Consider the following 16,955-nt stretch of genomic DNA (forward strand, 5'->3'; position numbering starts at 1 on the left):
TCCCGGTCAGCTCAGCGCGTCGCTCAGGCGCTCGCCGTGGGACTGGAGCAGCGCGCGGGCGCCGTCGGCGTCCAGGCCGTGCTTGAGCATCAGGACGGCGATCTTGGCCTGGCCGCCCGCCGCGTCCAGCGCCTCACCGGCCGCGTCGTGGTCGGCGCCGGTGATGTCGCTCACCATGCGCACCGCGCGCCCGGCGAGCTTGCTGTTCATGGCCGACATCTCGATCATCTTGTTGCCGTACGTGCGCCCGAGCCGCACCATCGAGATGGTCGAGATCATGTTGAGCACCAGCTTCTGCGCGGTGCCCGCCTTGAGGCGGGTGGAGCCGGTCACCACCTCGGGGCCCACCACGACCTCGATGGCGTGCTCGGCGGCGGCCGACAGCGGCGCGCCCTCGTTGCACGACAGGCCGGCGGTGAGCGCGCCCCGCCGGGCCGCCTCCGCCAGCGCGCCCAGCACGAACGGGGCCCGGCCGCTGGCCGACACGCCCACCACCGAGTCCAGCTCGCCCACCTCCAGCGCGCCCAGCGCCGCGGCGCCGGCCTCGGCGTCGTCCTCGGCGCCCTCGATGGAGCGGGTGAGCGCGTCGGGGCCGCCGGCGATGATCCCCACCACGAGCTCGGGGTCGGTGCCGAAGGTCGGCGGGCACTCGGACGCGTCGAGCACGGCGAGCCTGCCGGACGTGCCCGCGCCCACGTACAGGAGCCGGCCGCCCTTCGCCATGCGTGCCGAGATCGCGTCGATGGCGTCGGAGATGGCCGGGACGGCCACCGCGACGGCGGCGGGCACGGCCGCGTCGGCCTGGTTCATCAGCCTGGCGAGCTGCGCCGTAGGCAGCCGGTCGATCTGGCTGTAGCGGGGGTCGCTCTGCTCGGTGGACAGCTCGGGTAGCGGATCAATCATGACGCTAATTTCCACCCTTTACTTCTCTCTTGTAAATATCTTTCAGACAATGGGTTCATGTCATACGTACGCACCGGAGCTGAACGGCTGGCCGCGGATCCTTCGCTGGCGGATGGAACGCGCCTCGGCCTGATCACCAACCCCACCGGAGTCCTGCCCGATCTGACCCCCACCGCCGACGCCCTGCTGGCCGCCGGCACGCCGCTGACGGCGCTGTTCGGCCCTGAACACGGCATCAGGGGCACCGCGCAGGCCGCCGGCAGCGAGCAGGACCCCGCCGACCTGCGGACCGGCCTGCCGCTGTTCGACACCCACAAGGCCGACGGCGAGGCGCTGGACGAGATCGTCGCCCGATCCGGCGTGGACACGCTGGTGTTCGACATCGCCGACGTCGGCGCCCGCTTCTACACCTACGTCTGGACGATGTACGACCTGATGGCGTCGGCGGCCCGGCTGGGGCTGCGGTTCGTGGTGCTGGACCGGCCGAACCCGCTCGGCGGCGCCGTCACCGAGGGCCCGCTGCTCGACCCGGCGTTCGCGAGCTTCGTCGGCCGCTTCCCGCTGCCGGTGCGGCACGGCAGGACCGCGGGGGAGCTGGCCACACTGTTCGGCTTCGACCTGGACCTGCGCGTCGTCACGATGGAAGGCTGGCGGCGCGGGATGACCTTCGCCGACACGGGCCTGCCGTGGGTGATGCCCTCGGTCAACATGCCCACCCCCGACACCGCCCTCGTCTACCCCGGCACCGGCCTGTTCGAGGGCACCGGGTTCTCCGAGGGGCGCGGCACCACCCGGCCCTTCGAGCTGGTCGGCGCGCCCTACGTGGACGAGCGGTTCCAGCCCGCGCTGGCGGCGCTGGAGCTGCCCGGGGTGCGGTTCAGGGACACGTGGTTCACGCCGACCTTCCACAAGCACGCGGGCACGGCCGTGCGCGGGGTCCAGCTGCACGTGCACGACCGGGAGGCGTTCCGGCCGGTGCTGACCGGGCTGTCGATGCTGCACGTGGCCCGCACGCTCTACCCGGACGACCTGGTCTGGTGGGGGCCCGAGCTGTTCATGGACCACCTGTGGGGGTCCGACTCGCTGACCAGGTGCCTTGAGGAGGGGCGGGACCCGCGTGAGCTCTGCCCCGACCCCGCTCCCCCCGGCGGGCCGCTCCTCTACGGGTGACCTCACGCCAGTTCGCGCCCGTACAGCCAGAAGACCCTCTCGGCGCGGGCGCCGACTGCGCGCGAGTAGAACCGCAGCGGGCCGACCCAGCCGATCTGGGCGGTCCGCTGGCCGGCGGCACGCTGGTCGGCCAGGCAGCGCCGCAGCAGCACCCCGCCCACGCCGAGGCCGCGCGCCTCGGGCGCGGTGCCCATCGGGCCGAACCACGCCGGGCGGGCGCCCCAGGCGGCGAAGCCGAGCACGCGGCCGTCGCGCTCGGCGTAGTGCACGCCGGCGGCGTTGGCCACCTCCCAGGCCCAGCTCTCGTTCCAGTGCTCGCGGGTGAAGGCGGTGACCCGCTCGCGGTCCGCGCCCGCGGCGTGCACGCGCACGCCCTGCCCGGCCAGGCGGCGCAGGTCGTCGTCGGCCGACAGGTCCGCCGAGAGGTCGGCGGTCATGTTCCAGGCGACGCGCACCTGCTCGTAGCCCAGGCGCTCGGCCAGGCAGGCGGCGGCCGTGTAGCGGACGTCGATGCCGGGCCAGGCGTAGCAGGGCGGGTTGCCGGCGAAGCGGGCCCGCCGCGCGCCCTGCGCCCGCAGCCAGTCCTCGGCCGCGCGCACCAGCGCCCGGCCGCGCCCCGCGCCCCGCGCGCCGGGGTGCACGGCCAGCAGGTCGATGTGGCCGGCCTCCGGGTCCTTCTCGGACAGGGAGGCCATGGCGACGCCGCCGTCGGTCAGCAGCGCGGTCCAGCGGCGGCTCGCGGGCGGGGCCGCCAGCCGGCGCACCAGCGCCGGGGCCTCCCCGGCGTCCAGGATTAGCGCGGCGCGCGCCACCTCCCCGGCCTCGGCCAGCTCCGCGTCACCCAGGTCCGCCACCACACGCACGTCCACCGAGGCGGGCCGCGGCCTTCGCGGGGGAGAAGGTGCCGGCCCGGGGCCTTCGGGGGGCACGGTCACACCTCGCTCAGGGGGCGGGCGATGACGCTGCGGCGCTCCGGGTAGAAGCAGGCGTGCTCCTGCGGGAAGCCCTCGGTGACCTGAAGCAGGGGGCGCTCGCCGCAGCGGTCGCCGCGGAACGGGCAGCGGCTCGCGAACAGGCACCCGGTGTCGTCGTCGGCCGCGTCCAGGGACGACAGGGGGACGACCGGCTCCTCGCCGGGCCGCTCCAGGCCGTGCAGGACCGGGATGGCCGACAGCAGGGACTGGGTGTACGGGTGGACGGGGTCGGCGATGACGGTGTCCACGGCGCCCCGCTCGATCACCTGGCCCCGGTAGATCACGTACAGCTCGCCGTCGTCGCCGATGTAACGCGCGGTCGCCACGTCGTGGGTGATGAACAGCACGCTCACCCCGAGCCGCTCGCGCAGGTCCTTCAGCAGCGCCAGGATGCCCAGCCGGAGCGACACGTCGATCATCGAGACGGCCTCGTCGGCGACGAGCATCTCGGGGTCGACCGTCAGCGCGCGGGCGATGACCACGCGCTGCCGCATGCCGCCGGACAGCTGGTGCGGGTAGCGCGCGAGCACGCTGCCCGGGTCGAGGCCGACCAGCGCCAGCACCTCGGCGGCCCGCTCCTCGATCCACGACTTCGACCGGCCGGTCTGCTTGGCGCGCAGGCTCAGCGGCGCGAAGAGCGTCTGGTGGATGGTGCGGGTCGGGTTCAGCGCCGAGTAGGGGTCCTGGTGGATCATCTGGATCTTGCGGAAGTGCGGCTGGCGCTGCTTGGGCTTCAGCCCGGACATCGCCGTGCCGTCGATGACCACCTCGCCCTCGTCGTACGACTCCAGGCCCGCGATGATCCGGCCCAGGGTGGTCTTGCCGCAGCCGGACTCGCCGATGAACGAGGCCGCGCCGCCCTTGGGGATGGCGAAGTCGACGCCGCGCAGCGCCCGCACCTCGCGGCCGGCGAGCACGTTGCCGCGCTGCTTGAAGGTCTTGACGATGCCGGTCCCGGTAATCACGCGTGCTCCTTCACGGTCACCGCATGGCAGGCGACGATCCTCGGCCCGTGCGCCACCGCCTCGGGGTCGACGGTGTCGCAGACGTCCATCCGCAGCGCGCACCGCTCCCGGAACACGCAGCCCTCCTTGGGCACGGTGGCCAGCGTCGGCGGGCGGCCGGGCAGCGCCCTGGCCTCGTCGATGTCGCCGACCAGCCGCGGGATGGCGCTGATCAGGCCCTTGGTGTAGGGATGGCGTGGCCGGCCCAGCACCTCGCGGGTGGGGCCCTGCTCGACCAGCCGCCCGCCGTACATGACCGCGAGCCGGTCGGCCACCTCGGCCACCACGCCGATGTCGTGCGTGATGACCAGCGTGGTCAGGCCGCGCTCGGCGTGCACCTCACGGACGATCTTGAGGATGTTCGCCTGCGTGATCATGTCGAGCGCGGTCGTCGGCTCGTCCAGCACCACCAGGTGGGCGTTGAGCACCAGCGCCAGCATGATGCCGACGCGCTGGCGCATGCCGCCCGACAGCTCGTGCTGGTGCGAGTCGAGCACCCGGGCCCCGTCCAGGCCCATCCGGCCCAGCAGTTCCTTGGCCTCGCGCACCAGCCCGTGCAGATCCTCCACACCGTGCGAGCGCCCCAGGTCGAGCAGCTGCTTGCCGACGGTCTTGAGCGGGTTGAGCGAGTTCTGGGCGGCCTGGAAGACGTAGCCGATGTGCTTGCCCCTGGCCTTGCGCAGCTCCTCGCCCGTGAAGGTGGCCACGTCGCCGAGCCCGTCGATCTCCACCGTGCCGGCGGCGATCCGCCCCGGCGGCTGGACCGCGTTCAGCAGCGACAGGGCCAGCGTCGACTTGCCCGACCCGGACTCGCCGACGATGCCGGTGATCGAGCCGGGCTCCAAGGTCAGGCTGACGTCCCGCACGGCGGGCAGCTCGCCCGCCGGTGTCTTGTAGACGACCGTGAGGCCGCCGATGCGCACTCCCGGCGCTTGTTCCGCCACTGCTACTCCTCACGCAGCCGGGGGTTGAAGATCTCGTCCATGGCGTCGACCACGAGCACGATGCCGAGCGTGAGCAGCAGGATCGCCAGCAGCGGCGCCAGCAGGTAGCCGAGCGCGTTCGGCTGGATCATGGCGCCCGCCTGGAACACGGCCAGGTTGAGCATCACGCCCCAGTTGTCCGACTCGTACGGCAGGACGCCGAGGAAGAACAGGCCCACCTGGGCGTAGACGGCTCCGGTGACCGAGATAAGCATGTTCATCGCGATGTACGGGGCCATGCTGGGCAGCAGTTCCTTGCCCACGATGTGCGTCGTGGACAGGCCCAGCCCGCGCGCCGCCTCGATGAAGCCGCGCTCGCGCAGCGACAGCGTCTGCGCGCGCACCGCCCGCGCCACGCCGCCCCAGCCGAGCAGGCCGAGCACCAGGCCCATCTGCATCGGGCTGCCGAACTTCCACACGGTCGCCAGCACCAGCAGCAGCGGCAGGCCGGGGATGGTGAGCTTCATGTCGGTGATCCGCATGAGCACGGTGTCCCAGCGGCCCCGCTTGAAGCCGGAGAACAGCCCGATCGCGGTGCCGGCGACGACCGTGATGACCGCGGTCACCGCAGCGCACAGCAGCACGTAGCGGGAGCCGGTGATGACCAGCGCGAGCACGTCGCGGCCCTGCGGGTCGGTGCCGAACCAGTGCTCCCAGCTCGGCGGGTCGGTGATCTGGTTGACGTCGCCCGGCAGGTGGTCGGGGAAGAACATCGGCCCGAACACGCCCATGAAGACGAAGCCGAGAACGATGACCACCCCGGCCATCCGGCTCGGCTTGCGCTTCATCACGCGCCACACGCCGCGCCAGAAGTTGCGGCGCATGGTCCCGGCGGCCGACACCGACTCGGGGATGAGCGTGGCGCTCATGCCGCCTCCTCTCCGCTGCGCACGCGCGGGTCGATGACCGTGTAGAACAGGTCGGCCACGATGTTGGCGACGATGACCGCGACCGTGATCAGCAGGAACGCGCCGCCCATCGTGGCGTAGTCGCGGTCGTTGACGCTGTCGATGAGCAACAGCCCGAGCCCCGGATAGTTGAAGATCTTCTCGATGAAGACCGCGCCGCCCATGAGCAGCCCGAGGGAGAGCGCCAGGATCGTGAACAGCGGCAGGATCGCGTTGCGCGCGATGTAGCGGAAGACGATCGAGCGCTTCATCCCGCGCAGCTCGGCGGCCAGGATGAAGTCGTCGCCGAGCACGGTGACCACGCTCGACTTCATCGCCAGGATCCAGCCGCCGTAGGCCGACAGGGCGTAGGTGACGACCGGCAGCACCGCGTGCTCGGCGAGCGAGCCGATGTAGCCGGCGTTGAAGCCCGGCTCGAACAGGATGTCCACCGGCCCGTCGGCGGGCAGCAGCGGGATGAGCGTCGAGAAGATCACCACGAGCAGCATGGCCAGCACGTACTGGGGGATGCCGTGCAGCAGCGACCCGGAGATGGCCAGCGCGTCACCGAGCTTGCCGGTGCGCTTGATGGCCGCGTAGACGCCGAGAATGATCCCGACGAGGAAGCTGAGCAGCGTTCCGGCCAGCACCGGCAGGACGGTCCACTTGGCCTTCTCGCCGAGCACGTCGAGCACCGGGGTGCCCGGCCTGGTCACGGACTCGCCGAGGTCGAGGCGGAGCAGCCCGCTCATGTAGTCGACGTACTGCTGCCACATCGTGCCGTCGGGCTGGAACCCGTACAGCACCTTGACCGCCTGCGCGGCCGCGTCCGGCGACATGCCCTGCTCGACGAGCTTCTCGAAGCGGGCGGCCATGGGGTCGCCGGGGATGTTGTTGATGATGAAGAAGCTGATCGTGGCGACGACGAGGATCATGACGAACCCGCGGGCCAGGTGGCCCGCGAGTCGTCGTGCGATGACCGGCATGTATTACTTCTTCGACTTGATCATGCCAGCTTGGATCCACACACCGGAGGCGAGCACACCGGTGCCCAGGCGGAGGATCTCGTCGTCGTGCGGCCAGCCGGTGAAGCGGCTGTTGTTGACGAACTGGGTGTTGACGTAGTCCCAGAGCTGGATGACGGGCAGGTCCTGGTTGGCGGCCTTGGCGAGCTTGGCCATGATCGGCTTGGCCTCCTCGGCGGTGGCCGAGTTGAGCTCACCGGTCAGCTCACCGGGGTTGATCTTCTCGCCGTCGACCTCGATCTCCTCGGGGCCGCCCATCCAGTTGCCGTTCTTGCCGGGGGCCGAGTGCGACACCTTGCCCTGGACGTTCGTCCAGCCGTTGGAGACGCCGTAGAGGCGCTGGAAGATGTCGTACGGCGCGGGGCCGAGCGCCATCAGCCAGAAGCCCGCGTCGTACTTGCCGGCCGCCAGCTCCTCCAGGTAGAGCGGGTAGTCGGTGGTGGTGACGACCTCGGCGTCGACGCCGCCCTTGATGAGCTGGCTCTTGATGTTCTCCTGCGCGGACAGCCAGTCGGAGAAGCCGGCCGGCGCGTGCATGGACACCTTCCACGGCGTGCCGTCGGCCAGCGCCCACTTGCCGTCCTTCTTCTGCAGGCCGGCCTTCTTGAACTCCTCCTCGGCCTTGGCCGGGTCGGTGGCGTAGGGCTCCAGCTGCGGGACGGTCTCGGGGATCCAGGCGTCGGCGGCCTTCTGGTGGATGCCGCTGGTCGTGGTGGCCGCGGTGCCGCCCTCGGGGGAGGCGACCTTCGTGACCTCCTCGCGGTTGATCAGGTGGGCCAGGCCGCGGCGCACGTGCACGTTGTCGTAGGGCTTCTTGGTCTGGTTGAACGCCAGGCCCACGGCGACCGGCGAGTAGCCCTTGATGACCTCGCTGCCCGGCGCCGCCTTGATCCGGTTCATCACGTCGGTGGGGGCGGCGACGAAGCCGGAGTGGTCGAGCTTGCCGGAGGTCAGGTAGTTCCAGATCTGCTCGTTGCCGGTGTAGTTGAGGAACTTCACCTGGTCGGGCGCGACGTTGGCGGCGTTGAAGAAGTTCTTGTTCTTGACCAGCAGCGCCTCGCCGGGGTTGACCCGCTCCAGCACGAACGGGCCGGCCGAGACGTCCTCCTTCGGCGCGAACGCGAGCACCTTCTCGCCCAGCGCGGTGATCGCCTCGCGGGCCTTCTCGGCGTCGGCGCCGTCGCCGCGGGCGGTCTTGAGCGTGTCCCAGAAGTCGGCCGGCAGCACGCCGTTCCACACGTGCGAGGGCACGACCGTGGTGTCGAGCACGCCGCGCACGAACTTCGGACTGGGGTTCTCCATGGCCTGGGTGATCTTCACCGTCTGGTCGTCCACCACGGTGACCTCACCGGCCGCGCCGGCCGCGCCGGGGGTCACGGCGAAGGCCGTGCTGCCGACGGTGTAGGCGATGCCGATGGACAGGTGCACGTCCTGCGCGGTGACCGGCTTGCCGTCGGACCACTTGGCGTTGGGCTGGAGCTTCAGCGTGATGGAGGAGTTGTCCGGGGCCACCTCCCAGCTCGCGGCCAGGCCCGGCAGCGCCACGTTCGGGTCCGTCAGGTGGTTCTTGACCCAGCCGAGCTTCATCGAGTTGAAGGCGGAGAACGAGTTGCCCTTGGGGGCGTACGGGTTGGCCGGCGCCGACGGCTCCAGGCCGGGACGGTTCACGTCGATCGTGGTGAACAGGCCGCCACCGCCGCCGGCCGAACCGGACGTCTTGGTGGTGCCTTCGCCGCCGCCGCTGCACGCTGTGGCGGTGGCAAGACCCAGCAACGCCACTACCGCTGCTAGTCGCTTCATCTGCCGCTCCGGGGGTGTCGAACCTGTTGAGGATCTGTAGGGGTTGTCCGGACCCTACGATCGCGCCGGGGGCGCGTCAATAATCTCCAGAGGTTGTGAGGCTAATGTAACTTTCCTTCATAGGCCAGGTGGATGGCGCTCGTCTCCACCGGTGGCTCATCAGCCTATGCGGAGTACGGCAGCACCGCTGACCTGCCCGGTTGCCAGATCGGACAGCGCCCGGTCCGCGTCCTCGAAGGCGTACGGGACGGTCTTCACGACCGGCGGATGCTCGGCCACCAGCGCCAGATACGCGCGTCCGTCGGCGCGGGTGCTGGCCGTGACGCTGCGCAGCGTGCGCTCCTGGAACAGGTGGCGCTCGTAGTCCATCGCCGGGACGTCCGTCAGGTGGATGCCGGCGACGGCCAGCGTGCCGCCCCGGTCGAGCGCCTCCAGCGCGGCCGGGACCAGGTCGCCACTGGGCGCGAACAGGATGGCCGAGTCCAGCGGCTCGGGCGGCCGGTCGCCCGCCGAGGCCGCGCCGAGTTCCAGCGCCAGTTCGCGGGCCGCGGGCGAGCGGGTGACGACGTGCACCACGGCCCCGCGCGCGATCGCGGCCTGGGCGGTCAGGTGCGCCGAGGCGCCGAACCCGTACACCCCCAGCCGGCCGCCCGCCGGCAGGTCGCAGCGCAGCAGCGCCCGGTAGCCGACGATGCCGGCGCACAGCAGCGGCGCCAGCGCCTCGGCCGGCACGTCCCCGGGCAGCGGGTACACGTATGCGGCGGGCGCCGTCAGGTACTCGGCGAACCCGCCGTCGGCGTCCCAGCCCGTGTACGCCGACCCCGGGCACAGGTTCTCCCGGCCGCGCGCGCACTGGCGGCAGCGCCCGCAGGTCGAGCGAAGCCAGGCCACGCCCACCCGGCAGCGGCCGCCGCCGTCACCCTCGCCGCCGTCACCAGCGCCGGGGCCGCCGCCGCTGCCGCCGCTGGGCCGCACGATCCGCCCGACCGCCTGGTGGCCGGGCGTCGTCAGCGGCCGTCTCGGTGTCAGGTCGCCCTCCGCCAGGTGCAGGTCCGTGCGGCAGACGCCGCACGCCTCCACCCGCACCAGCACCTCACCCGGCCCGGCCACCGGGACCGGCCGCTCGATGAGCGTGAGCGGCCGGCTCCTCATCGGGCCGGGCCGGTCAACCGCCCAGGCCCGCATCTGCGACGGAATCGGTGACGGGCGCGGCGGCCGAATCGGCGACGGAATCGGTGAGGGCCAGCCGCGCGTGGGCCAGCGACGCGTACAGCGCGGCCCCGTCGGGCAGCACCGCGTCGTCGAACATCGCCTCCGGCGAGTGGTTGTAGGGCGCCGTCGCCGGATCGAGCCCGTCCGGGCAGGCCCCCAGGAACACGAACGCGCCCGGCACCCGCTCCAGCACGTACGAGAAGTCCTCCGACCCCATGACCGGCTGCGGCGCGACGAGGTAGCGGCCGGGGCCGAGCAGCTCGCCGGCCGTCCGCCCGGCGAACCCGGCCTCCGCCGGGTCGTTCACCGTCACCGGGTACCCCATGCCGAAGCCGGCCTCGACGCCCAGCGCGTGCGCCGCCGCGACGCCCTCGACGACCTCCACCAGCCGCCGCTTGACCAGCGTCCGGTTCTCCTGGCTGAACGTGCGCACCGTCGCCTGGAAGACCGCCTCGTCCGGGATGACGTTGTCGGTCGAGCCGCCGTGGAAGCTGCCCACCGTCACCACCACCGGGTCGAACACGTCGAACGTCCGGGTGACCATCGACTGGATCGCCGACACCATCTCGCAGCCCGCCTGGATCGGGTCCAGCGCCCGGTGCGGGCTGGAGCCGTGCCCGCCGCGCCCCTTGACGGTCACCCGGAACACGTCCGCCGCCGCCATGATCGGCCCCGGCCGCGAGGCGAACAGCCCCCGCGGCAGCATCGAGGAGACCACGTGCATCCCGTACGCGGCCACCGCCCGCTCGCCCGCCGCGTCGAGCACCCCCTCCTCGATCATGTGCCTGGCGCCCTCGTGGCCTTCCTCGCCCGGCTGGAACATGAAGATCACATCGCCGGTGAGCTCCTCCCGGCGGGCGCTCAGCAGGTGCGCGGCGCCGGCGAGCATCGTGGTGTGCAGGTCGTGGCCGCAGGCGTGCATCTGGCCGGCGATCTGCGACTTGTACGGCAGGTCGTTGCGTTCGGTGACGGGCAGCGCGTCCATGTCGCCGCGCAGCAGCACGGCCGGGCCCGGCCGGCCGCCCCGCAGGACCGCGGTGACCGAACTGAGCCCGGTGCCGAGGGTGATCTCCAGCGGCAGCCCCTCCAGCGCCGCAAGGACCTTCTCCTGGGTGCGCGGCAGTGTGAGGCCCAGCTCCGGCGTGGTGTGCAGCGAGTGGCGGAGGCGGACGAGTTCGGCCCGCATGTCCTGCGCGGATTCAATGAACGACATGAAGAACATTTGTTCACGTACCGGGGGGAAAGTCGATGAGCCGCGCTCGGTACGATGGCCGCGTGACCGAGCGTAAGCGGATCGACTTCTGGCTGTCCGACATGGACGGCGTCCTGGTCCACGAGGGGCGGCCGGTCCCCGGGGCCGACAGCTTCATCAAGCGGCTCAGCGAGTCGGGCAAGCCGTTCCGGGTGCTGACCAACAACTCCATCTACACCCAGCGCGACCTGTCGGTCCGGCTCGCCGGGGCCGGGCTCGACGTGCCCGGCGACGCGATCTACACCTCCGCGCTGGCCACCGCCCAGTTCCTGGACGACCAGCGGCCCGGCGGCTCCGCCTACGTGATCGGCGAGGCCGGGCTGACCACCGCGCTGCACGCCGCCGGTTACGTGCTGACCGACCTCGACCCCGACTACGTGGTGCTCGGCGAGACCCGCACCTACAGCTTCACCCAGATCACCCGGGCGATCCGCCTCATCGAGGCCGGCGCGCGCTTCATCGCCACCAACCCCGACCCGATCGGCCCCTCCACCGAGGGTTCGCTGCCCGCGTGCGGCGCCGTCGCCGCCATGATCACCCGCGCCACCGGCGTGCAGCCGTACTTCGTGGGCAAGCCCAACCCGCGCATGATGCGCAGCGCGCTCAACGAGATCGGCGGCCACAGCGAGACCACCGCCATGATCGGCGACCGGATGGACACCGACATCGTCTGCGGCATGGAGGCGGGCCTGTTCACCATCCTCGTGCTCACCGGCGTCACCCAGCGCCACGAGGTCGATCGCTTCCCCTACCGGCCGTCGCTGATCGTCGACTCGGTGGCCGACCTCGTCGACCTGGTCGAACCTGCCGGGAGCTGACAGGTACGCGTGACAGGCTGGCGCCATGCGCATCTATCTGGAAGAGGGGCCGAAGAAGGTTTTCGCGTGCGCGCTGGAGTGGCCCGGCTGGTGCCGGATCGCCAAGGGCGAGCATGAGGCCGTCGACCGGCTGATGGACTACGCGCCGCGCTACGGCGTGGTCGCCGGGCGGGCCGGGCTGGCGTTCGATCCCGGTGAGCCGGAGGTCGTCGCCCGCGTGCCCGGCGGCACCACGACCGACTTCGGCGCGCCCGAGGCGATCCCGGACCTGGACCTGGAGCCGGTGACCGAGGCCGTGGCGCGGCGCGAGGTGGCGCTCGTGCGGGCCGCCTGGGAGCTGTTCGACGAGGTCACCGCCGAGTCGCCGGAGGAGTTGCGCAAGGGCCCGCGCGGCGGCGGGCGCGACCTGACCAAGATCGTGCGGCACGTCGAGGAGGCCGAGCGCGCCTACGCCCGCAAGTCCGGCGTGCGCCACAAGCCCTACACCTCACGCGCGGACCGCGACGCCCTGCGGGAGGAGCTGGCCGGCGTGCTCTCCCTGGCCTGGGAGCCGCCGCCGGCCACCGGCTGGCCGCCCGCCTACACGCGGCGCCGCATCGCCTGGCATGTCATCGATCATCTGTGGGAGATCCAGGACCGGCGATGAGCCGGGGCAGCGCCGTGATGTGCGCCGACAGGTAGTCGGCCACCGCCTCCGGGATGAGGTGGCGCGAGGTGATCTCCGCCTGCGCCAGCGGCACCCGCTCCACCTCGTACACCCCGCGCGCCGGGTCCTCGAACTCCGGCCCGTGCCGCAGCGCCGGATCCATCGACAGCAGGCGGCACCCGTACACGTGCTGGGTCTTGACCCCGCCCTCCCACGGATAGCTGACCGTGGTGAGCGGCGTGACCGAGGAGACGGTGGCGCCGAGCTCCTCCAGCAGCTCGCGGTGGAGCGTGTGCTCCAGGGTCGCGTCGCCGGGCTCCACGTGGCCGCCGGGCACCGACCAGTAGACCTCCCGGCCCGGCACCGTACGCCGGAAGATCACCAGGCGCTCGTCGTCGTCGAGCAGGACACCTCGCACGCTCGGCCGCATACGCCCCACCTTATTTGACCTGTATGTCCTTCGGGTAATCTAACCTACGGTGCCGTAACCTTGAGGGAGAGGATCCTTGCATGGCGATGACCCAGACGCAGCTGCTGCACGAGCTGGAGCCGGTGGTGGCCGGCGAGCTCGACCGCCACGAGAAGATGGCCAAGGAGTGGTTCCCGCACGAGTACGTCCCGTGGAGCGAGGGGCGCGACTTCGACGGCCCCTACGGCGGCCAGGCCTGGCAGGAGGGCGACTCCAAACTGCCGGAGCCCGCCCGCGTTTCGCTCATCGTCAACCTCCTCACCGAGGACAACCTGCCCAGCTACCACCACGAGATCGCCAGCACGTTCGGCCGTGACGGCGCGTGGGGCACCTGGGTGCACCGCTGGACCGCCGAGGAGGACCGCCACGGCACCGCGATCCGCGACTACCTGACCGTCACCCGCGCGGTCGACCCGGTCGCGCTGGAACGCGCCCGCATGGCGCACATGGAGAGCGGCTTCATCACCGACTACGGCACGATGCTGCAGCAGCTCGCCTACGTGTCGTTCCAGGAGCTGGCCACCCGCATCGCGCACCGCAACACCGGCAGGGCCTCCGGCGAGGAGGGCTGCGAGCGGCTGCTGGCCCGCATCGCCGCCGACGAGAACCTGCACATGCTCTTCTACCGCAACCTGCTCAAGGCCGCCTTCGAGCTGGACCCGGACCAGACCATGCGGGCCGTCACCGACGTCGTCACCACCTTCCAGATGCCCGGCTCCAACATCGCCGGCTTCACCAGGATGGCGATGACGATCGCCCACGAGGGCATCTACGACCTGCGCCTGCACCTGGACGACGTGCTCATGCCGGTGCTCAAGCAGTGGAGCGTGTTCGACAAGACGAACCTCGGCCCCGAGGGCGAGCAGGCCCGCGAGGAGCTGGCCGCGTTCCTGGCCAAGGCCGAGACCACGGCGGCCCGGTTCGTCGCCCGCCGGGAGGAGCGCAGGGCGCGCGCCCAGGCCTGACCCGGCATGGGAGGATCTGTCGCTATGGATCTCCCCCTGTCCCTGTTCGTCTCGTTCTTCGCGCTGCTGGTGATCATCGCGCTCGCGGTGATCGCGCAGCGGCTGCTGGACGTCAGGTTCGGCATGATCCGGACGTTCCTGGCGGGCCTGGTGGCCTTCTCGCTCGCCGGCCCGCTGCTGTCGCCGATCCTGGGGGCGTTCGGCCGGCAGCCGCCCGGCGGCGGCCCGACGGCGGCCGACGACCCGGGCATCGGCGCGCTGTGGGTGCTGTTCCTCGTCGTGATGTGCGTCGTGCTCATCCCGATGATCATCCTGGTGCTGGCCGAGGCGCTGATCCCGCCCGGCTCCGTCCCGGGCCCGCTGGAGTTCCTCCGGTCGCTGCGCGGCCGGATCTCCCGGGGCCGGCGCTACTCGCAGATCACCCGGATCGCCGTGCGGCACGGCCTCGGCCCCTACCTGCGCGGCCGGGGCGACCGCCTCGACGACCGCACCGGCAAGGTCCGGCTGGCCCGCTCGCTGCGTGAGGCGCTGGAGGACGGCGGCGTCACGTTCGTCAAGCTCGGCCAGGTGCTGTCCACCCGGCGCGACCTGCTGCCGCCCGAGTTCATCGACGAGCTCGGCCGCCTGCAGGACCAGGTCGCGCCCGCCCCCTGGGAGCAGATCGAGCCGGTGCTGGCCGCCGAGCTCGGCGGGCCGGTGGACACCGTGTTCGCCGCGTTCGACCGCACGCCGCTGGCCGCCGCCTCCATCGGCCAGGCGCACACCGCCCGCCTGCACACCGGCGAGAGCGTCGTGGTCAAGGTGCAGCGGCCCGGCATCGGCCGGACCGTGGCCCGCGACCTCGACATCGTCCGCCGCCTGGCCGGCACCCTGGAGGCGCGCACCCGCTGGGGCCGCGCGCTCGGCATGCGCGACCTGGCCGAGGGGTTCGCCCTCGCCATCCGCGAGGAGCTCGACTTCCGCGTCGAGGCGGCCAACATGGCGGCCGTCGCCGCCTCCAACGGCGGCGGCGTCACCTACCCCGCCCCCGTCGCCGCCATGTGCACCGAACGGGTCCTCGTCATGCAGCGCCTCGTCGGCAAGGCGGTGACCACCGCCACCGCCGACCAGGCCCCCCGCCTGGCCCGCGACCTGCTCGACTGCCTGCTCCGGCAGATCCTCGTCGAGGGCGTCTTCCACGCCGACCCGCACCCGGGCAACCTCATGCTGCTCGACGACGGCACGCTCGGCCTGCTCGACTTCGGCTCCGTCGGCCGCCTGGACGCCTCCATCCGCTCGGCGCTGCAGCGCTTCCTGCTCGCCATGAACCGCCAGGACCCGCTCGGCGTCACCGACGCCCTGCTGGAGGTCGTCCCGCGTCCCGAGGACATCGACGAGGCGGCCCTGGAGCGGGCGCTCGGCCAGTTCATGGCCAAGCACCTGGCCCCCGGCACGGACAGCGTGCAGATGTTCACCGACCTGTTCAAGATCGTCTCCGCGTACGGCCTGTCCATCCCGCCCGAGGTCGCCGCCGTCTTCCGCGCCCTGGCCACGCTGGAGGGCACGCTCGTACGGCTCTCGCCCGGCTTCAACCTCATCGGCGAGGCCCGCGCGTTCGCCGGCCGCTACCTCGCCGAGAAGTTCGACGGCGGTGCCCTCAAGGAGGCCGCCACCCAGGAGGTCGCGGCGCTGCTGCCCATGCTGCGCCGCCTGCCGCGCCGCGTGGAGCGCATCGCCAGCGCCGTCGAGCACGGCCGCCTCGGGATCAACGTGCGCCTGCTCGCCGACGACCGCGACCGGCGCTTCGTCACCGGCTTGCTGCACCAGGTGCTGCTCACCGTGCTCGGCGCCACCGCCGGGCTGATGGCGGTGCTGCTGCTCGGCACCGAGGGCGGGCCCGTGGTGAGCGACCAGATGGAGCTCAGCCTTTTCGAGCTGATCGGCTACAACCTGCTGGCGATCTGCGGCATCCTCGTGCTCCGCGTACTCGTGCTGATCTTCCGGCAGCCGCGCGACACCTCCTGAAGCGACAACCCGGGCATTCTCTTGACCTGGGGATGGTCTTGGACAACCACGGCATCGGGCAGGTTTCCGACTACCGGCCGTACATCAAGACCGCTTGGGGAGTAGTGGGTGAAAGTCATCGGGATCGCCGCCAGCCTCCACGCGGGTTCGTACATCAACAGACTGCTGGAGGCGGTGCGCGGGGAGCTCCCGCCCGGCGCCCGCTTCGAGGCCTGGCCAGGGCTGGGCGAGATGCCCCCGTACACCGGCGGGCCCGCGCCGCGCGCGGTGCGCGAGCTGCTCGCGCTGGTGGAGGAGGCCGACGCGGTGGTGATCACCGCCCCCGAGCACAGCCTGCTGCCGGCCGAGCTGGAGTACGTGCTGGCCTGGCTGTCGGCCACCGGCGCGCTCGCGGGCAGGCACGTGGCCGTCATGTGCGCCAGCGCCCGCGCGTGCGGCGCGATGTGGGCGCAGGCCGAGCTGTACAAGGAGCTCATGGCCGCCGGCGCCGTGGTCATGGGGGCCGAGCTGGTCATCTCGCCGGTGTGCCCGCACTTCGACGAGGACGGCCGGCTGTGGGCCCGCGACCTGCGCGCCCAGGTGCGCGAGGTGGTCGCCCAGCTCTGCCCGGCCGTGCAGCCGGCTGTGCAGCCGGCCGTGCAGCCGGCCGTGCAGCTGACCGTGCGGCTCCGGGAGCCGGTCCTTTCGGCCTGACCCGCGCCGGTGTGCCGCGGCTAGATGTATTGACCCGTTGGGTTGTTGACACGGGTGATCGGTGGCTGGCCGCCGAGTGCGGTGTGGCATCGGTGGTGGTTGTAGGTGTGCAGGAAGTCTGGCAGAGCGGCGGTGCGTTCGTGGTTGCTG

Annotated in this window: 16 protein-coding genes and 1 pseudogene; 6 read left to right on the forward strand and 11 right to left on the reverse strand. The window is 71.9% G+C overall.

Features of this window, described 5'->3' with window-relative positions; all coding sequences use genetic code 11:
- Window positions 1–6: 6 nt before the first annotated feature.
- Window positions 7–903: an N-acetylmuramic acid 6-phosphate etherase gene (murQ, locus tag ADY59_RS31600; RefSeq protein ID WP_049569806.1), complete on the reverse strand. Its 897-nt coding sequence runs from the start codon at window positions 901–903 to the stop codon at window positions 7–9.
- A gap of 57 nt (window positions 904–960) precedes the next feature.
- Here murQ and ADY59_RS31605 point away from each other — a divergent pair, with 57 nt between their 5' ends.
- Entirely contained in the window at window positions 961–2,073 is a 1,113-nt protein-coding gene (locus ADY59_RS31605; RefSeq protein WP_049569809.1) for an exo-beta-N-acetylmuramidase NamZ family protein, read from the forward strand.
- A 2-nt stretch (window positions 2,074–2,075) separates the two neighbouring features.
- Here ADY59_RS31605 and ADY59_RS31610 read toward each other — a convergent pair whose 3' ends face one another.
- The 8 genes from ADY59_RS31610 to ADY59_RS31645 form a co-directional block, all read right to left on the reverse strand.
- On the reverse strand, window positions 2,076–2,936 hold the full coding sequence (locus tag ADY59_RS31610; protein WP_197093949.1) for a GNAT family N-acetyltransferase: 861 nt from the start codon (window positions 2,934–2,936) through the stop codon (window positions 2,076–2,078).
- A 68-nt stretch (window positions 2,937–3,004) separates the two neighbouring features.
- Entirely contained in the window at window positions 3,005–4,012 is a 1,008-nt protein-coding gene (locus ADY59_RS31615; protein ID WP_049569813.1) for an ABC transporter ATP-binding protein, read from the reverse strand.
- Window positions 4,009–4,995 (reverse strand): ABC transporter ATP-binding protein, encoded by a 987-nt coding sequence (locus ADY59_RS31620; protein ID WP_231618991.1) that lies wholly within the window; start codon window positions 4,993–4,995, stop codon window positions 4,009–4,011. Before ADY59_RS31620 ends, ADY59_RS31615 begins: the two co-directional genes overlap by 4 nt.
- Before the next feature lie 2 nt (window positions 4,996–4,997).
- Window positions 4,998–5,903 carry an ABC transporter permease gene (locus tag ADY59_RS31625; RefSeq protein WP_049569818.1) on the reverse strand — a complete coding sequence of 302 codons (906 nt, stop codon included), beginning with the start codon at window positions 5,901–5,903 and terminating at the stop codon, window positions 4,998–5,000.
- The gene (locus ADY59_RS31630; protein WP_049569821.1) at window positions 5,900–6,907 is read right to left on the reverse strand and encodes an ABC transporter permease; all 1,008 of its coding nucleotides are present in this window, start codon (window positions 6,905–6,907) and stop codon (window positions 5,900–5,902) included. The genes ADY59_RS31625 and ADY59_RS31630 overlap by 4 nt, the downstream gene beginning before the upstream one ends.
- Before the next feature lie 3 nt (window positions 6,908–6,910).
- Window positions 6,911–8,746 (reverse strand): ABC transporter substrate-binding protein, encoded by a 1,836-nt coding sequence (locus ADY59_RS31635; RefSeq protein WP_049569824.1) that lies wholly within the window; start codon window positions 8,744–8,746, stop codon window positions 6,911–6,913.
- A 159-nt stretch (window positions 8,747–8,905) separates the two neighbouring features.
- Window positions 8,906–9,931, reverse strand: coding sequence for a zinc-dependent alcohol dehydrogenase family protein (locus ADY59_RS31640; protein ID WP_049569827.1), 1,026 nt, complete (start codon window positions 9,929–9,931; stop codon window positions 8,906–8,908).
- Complete coding sequence (locus tag ADY59_RS31645; protein WP_063780845.1) at window positions 9,912–11,171, reverse strand: M20 metallopeptidase family protein; 1,260 nt, start codon at window positions 11,169–11,171, stop codon at window positions 9,912–9,914. Before ADY59_RS31645 ends, ADY59_RS31640 begins: the two co-directional genes overlap by 20 nt.
- A gap of 101 nt (window positions 11,172–11,272) precedes the next feature.
- Here ADY59_RS31645 and ADY59_RS31650 point away from each other — a divergent pair, with 101 nt between their 5' ends.
- On the forward strand, window positions 11,273–12,028 hold the full coding sequence (locus ADY59_RS31650) for an HAD-IIA family hydrolase (protein ID WP_442937756.1): 756 nt from the start codon (window positions 11,273–11,275) through the stop codon (window positions 12,026–12,028).
- A 25-nt stretch (window positions 12,029–12,053) separates the two neighbouring features.
- The gene (locus ADY59_RS31655) at window positions 12,054–12,674 is read left to right on the forward strand and encodes a hypothetical protein (RefSeq protein WP_049569836.1); all 621 of its coding nucleotides are present in this window, start codon (window positions 12,054–12,056) and stop codon (window positions 12,672–12,674) included.
- Here the strand turns inward: ADY59_RS31655 and ADY59_RS31660 are convergent.
- Window positions 12,637–13,104, reverse strand: coding sequence for an NUDIX hydrolase (locus ADY59_RS31660; protein ID WP_049569839.1), 468 nt, complete (start codon window positions 13,102–13,104; stop codon window positions 12,637–12,639). The genes ADY59_RS31655 and ADY59_RS31660 overlap by 38 nt on opposite strands.
- Window positions 13,105–13,184: 80 nt before the next feature.
- On the opposite strand from ADY59_RS31660, the gene ADY59_RS31665 reads away from it, so the two are divergent.
- From ADY59_RS31665 to ADY59_RS31675, 3 genes are all read left to right on the forward strand, one after another.
- On the forward strand, window positions 13,185–14,108 hold the full coding sequence (locus tag ADY59_RS31665) for an acyl-ACP desaturase (protein WP_049569842.1): 924 nt from the start codon (window positions 13,185–13,187) through the stop codon (window positions 14,106–14,108).
- Between the two features lie 24 nt (window positions 14,109–14,132).
- A complete protein-coding gene (locus ADY59_RS31670; protein ID WP_049569845.1) occupies window positions 14,133–16,112 on the forward strand; it encodes an ABC1 kinase family protein in 1,980 nt (659 codons plus the stop codon).
- Between the two features lie 108 nt (window positions 16,113–16,220).
- Window positions 16,221–16,805, forward strand: coding sequence for an NADPH-dependent FMN reductase (locus tag ADY59_RS31675; RefSeq protein WP_049569849.1), 585 nt, complete (start codon window positions 16,221–16,223; stop codon window positions 16,803–16,805).
- 20 nt (window positions 16,806–16,825) lie between these two features.
- Here the strand turns inward: ADY59_RS31675 and ADY59_RS50475 are convergent.
- A pseudogene (locus tag ADY59_RS50475) lies at window positions 16,826–16,955 on the reverse strand (IS481 family transposase); the annotation flags it as partial.

The organism is Nonomuraea sp. SBT364 (assembly GCF_001083785.1).
GTDB lineage: Bacteria > Actinomycetota > Actinomycetes > Streptosporangiales > Streptosporangiaceae > Nonomuraea.

Bases quoted from the DNA above. Each gene is read 5' to 3' on its own strand.
- ADY59_RS31630 (WP_049569821.1), bottom strand. From the start codon at position 6,907: ATGCCGGTCATCGCACGACGACTCGCGGGCCACCTGGCCCGCGGGTTC.
- ADY59_RS31605 (WP_049569809.1), top strand. From the start codon at position 961: ATGTCATACGTACGCACCGGAGCTGAACGGCTGGCCGCGGATCCTTCG.
- ADY59_RS31635 (WP_049569824.1), bottom strand. From the start codon at position 8,746: ATGAAGCGACTAGCAGCGGTAGTGGCGTTGCTGGGTCTTGCCACCGCC.
- ADY59_RS31640 (WP_049569827.1), bottom strand. From the start codon at position 9,931: ATGCGGGCCTGGGCGGTTGACCGGCCCGGCCCGATGAGGAGCCGGCCG.
- ADY59_RS31670 (WP_049569845.1), top strand. From the start codon at position 14,133: ATGGATCTCCCCCTGTCCCTGTTCGTCTCGTTCTTCGCGCTGCTGGTG.
- murQ (WP_049569806.1), bottom strand. From the start codon at position 903: ATGATTGATCCGCTACCCGAGCTGTCCACCGAGCAGAGCGACCCCCGC.
- ADY59_RS31665 (WP_049569842.1), top strand. From the start codon at position 13,185: ATGGCGATGACCCAGACGCAGCTGCTGCACGAGCTGGAGCCGGTGGTG.
- ADY59_RS31645 (WP_063780845.1), bottom strand. From the start codon at position 11,171: ATGTCGTTCATTGAATCCGCGCAGGACATGCGGGCCGAACTCGTCCGC.
- ADY59_RS31650 (WP_442937756.1), top strand. From the start codon at position 11,273: ATGGACGGCGTCCTGGTCCACGAGGGGCGGCCGGTCCCCGGGGCCGAC.
- ADY59_RS31660 (WP_049569839.1), bottom strand. From the start codon at position 13,104: ATGCGGCCGAGCGTGCGAGGTGTCCTGCTCGACGACGACGAGCGCCTG.
- ADY59_RS31655 (WP_049569836.1), top strand. From the start codon at position 12,054: ATGCGCATCTATCTGGAAGAGGGGCCGAAGAAGGTTTTCGCGTGCGCG.
- ADY59_RS31625 (WP_049569818.1), bottom strand. From the start codon at position 5,903: ATGAGCGCCACGCTCATCCCCGAGTCGGTGTCGGCCGCCGGGACCATG.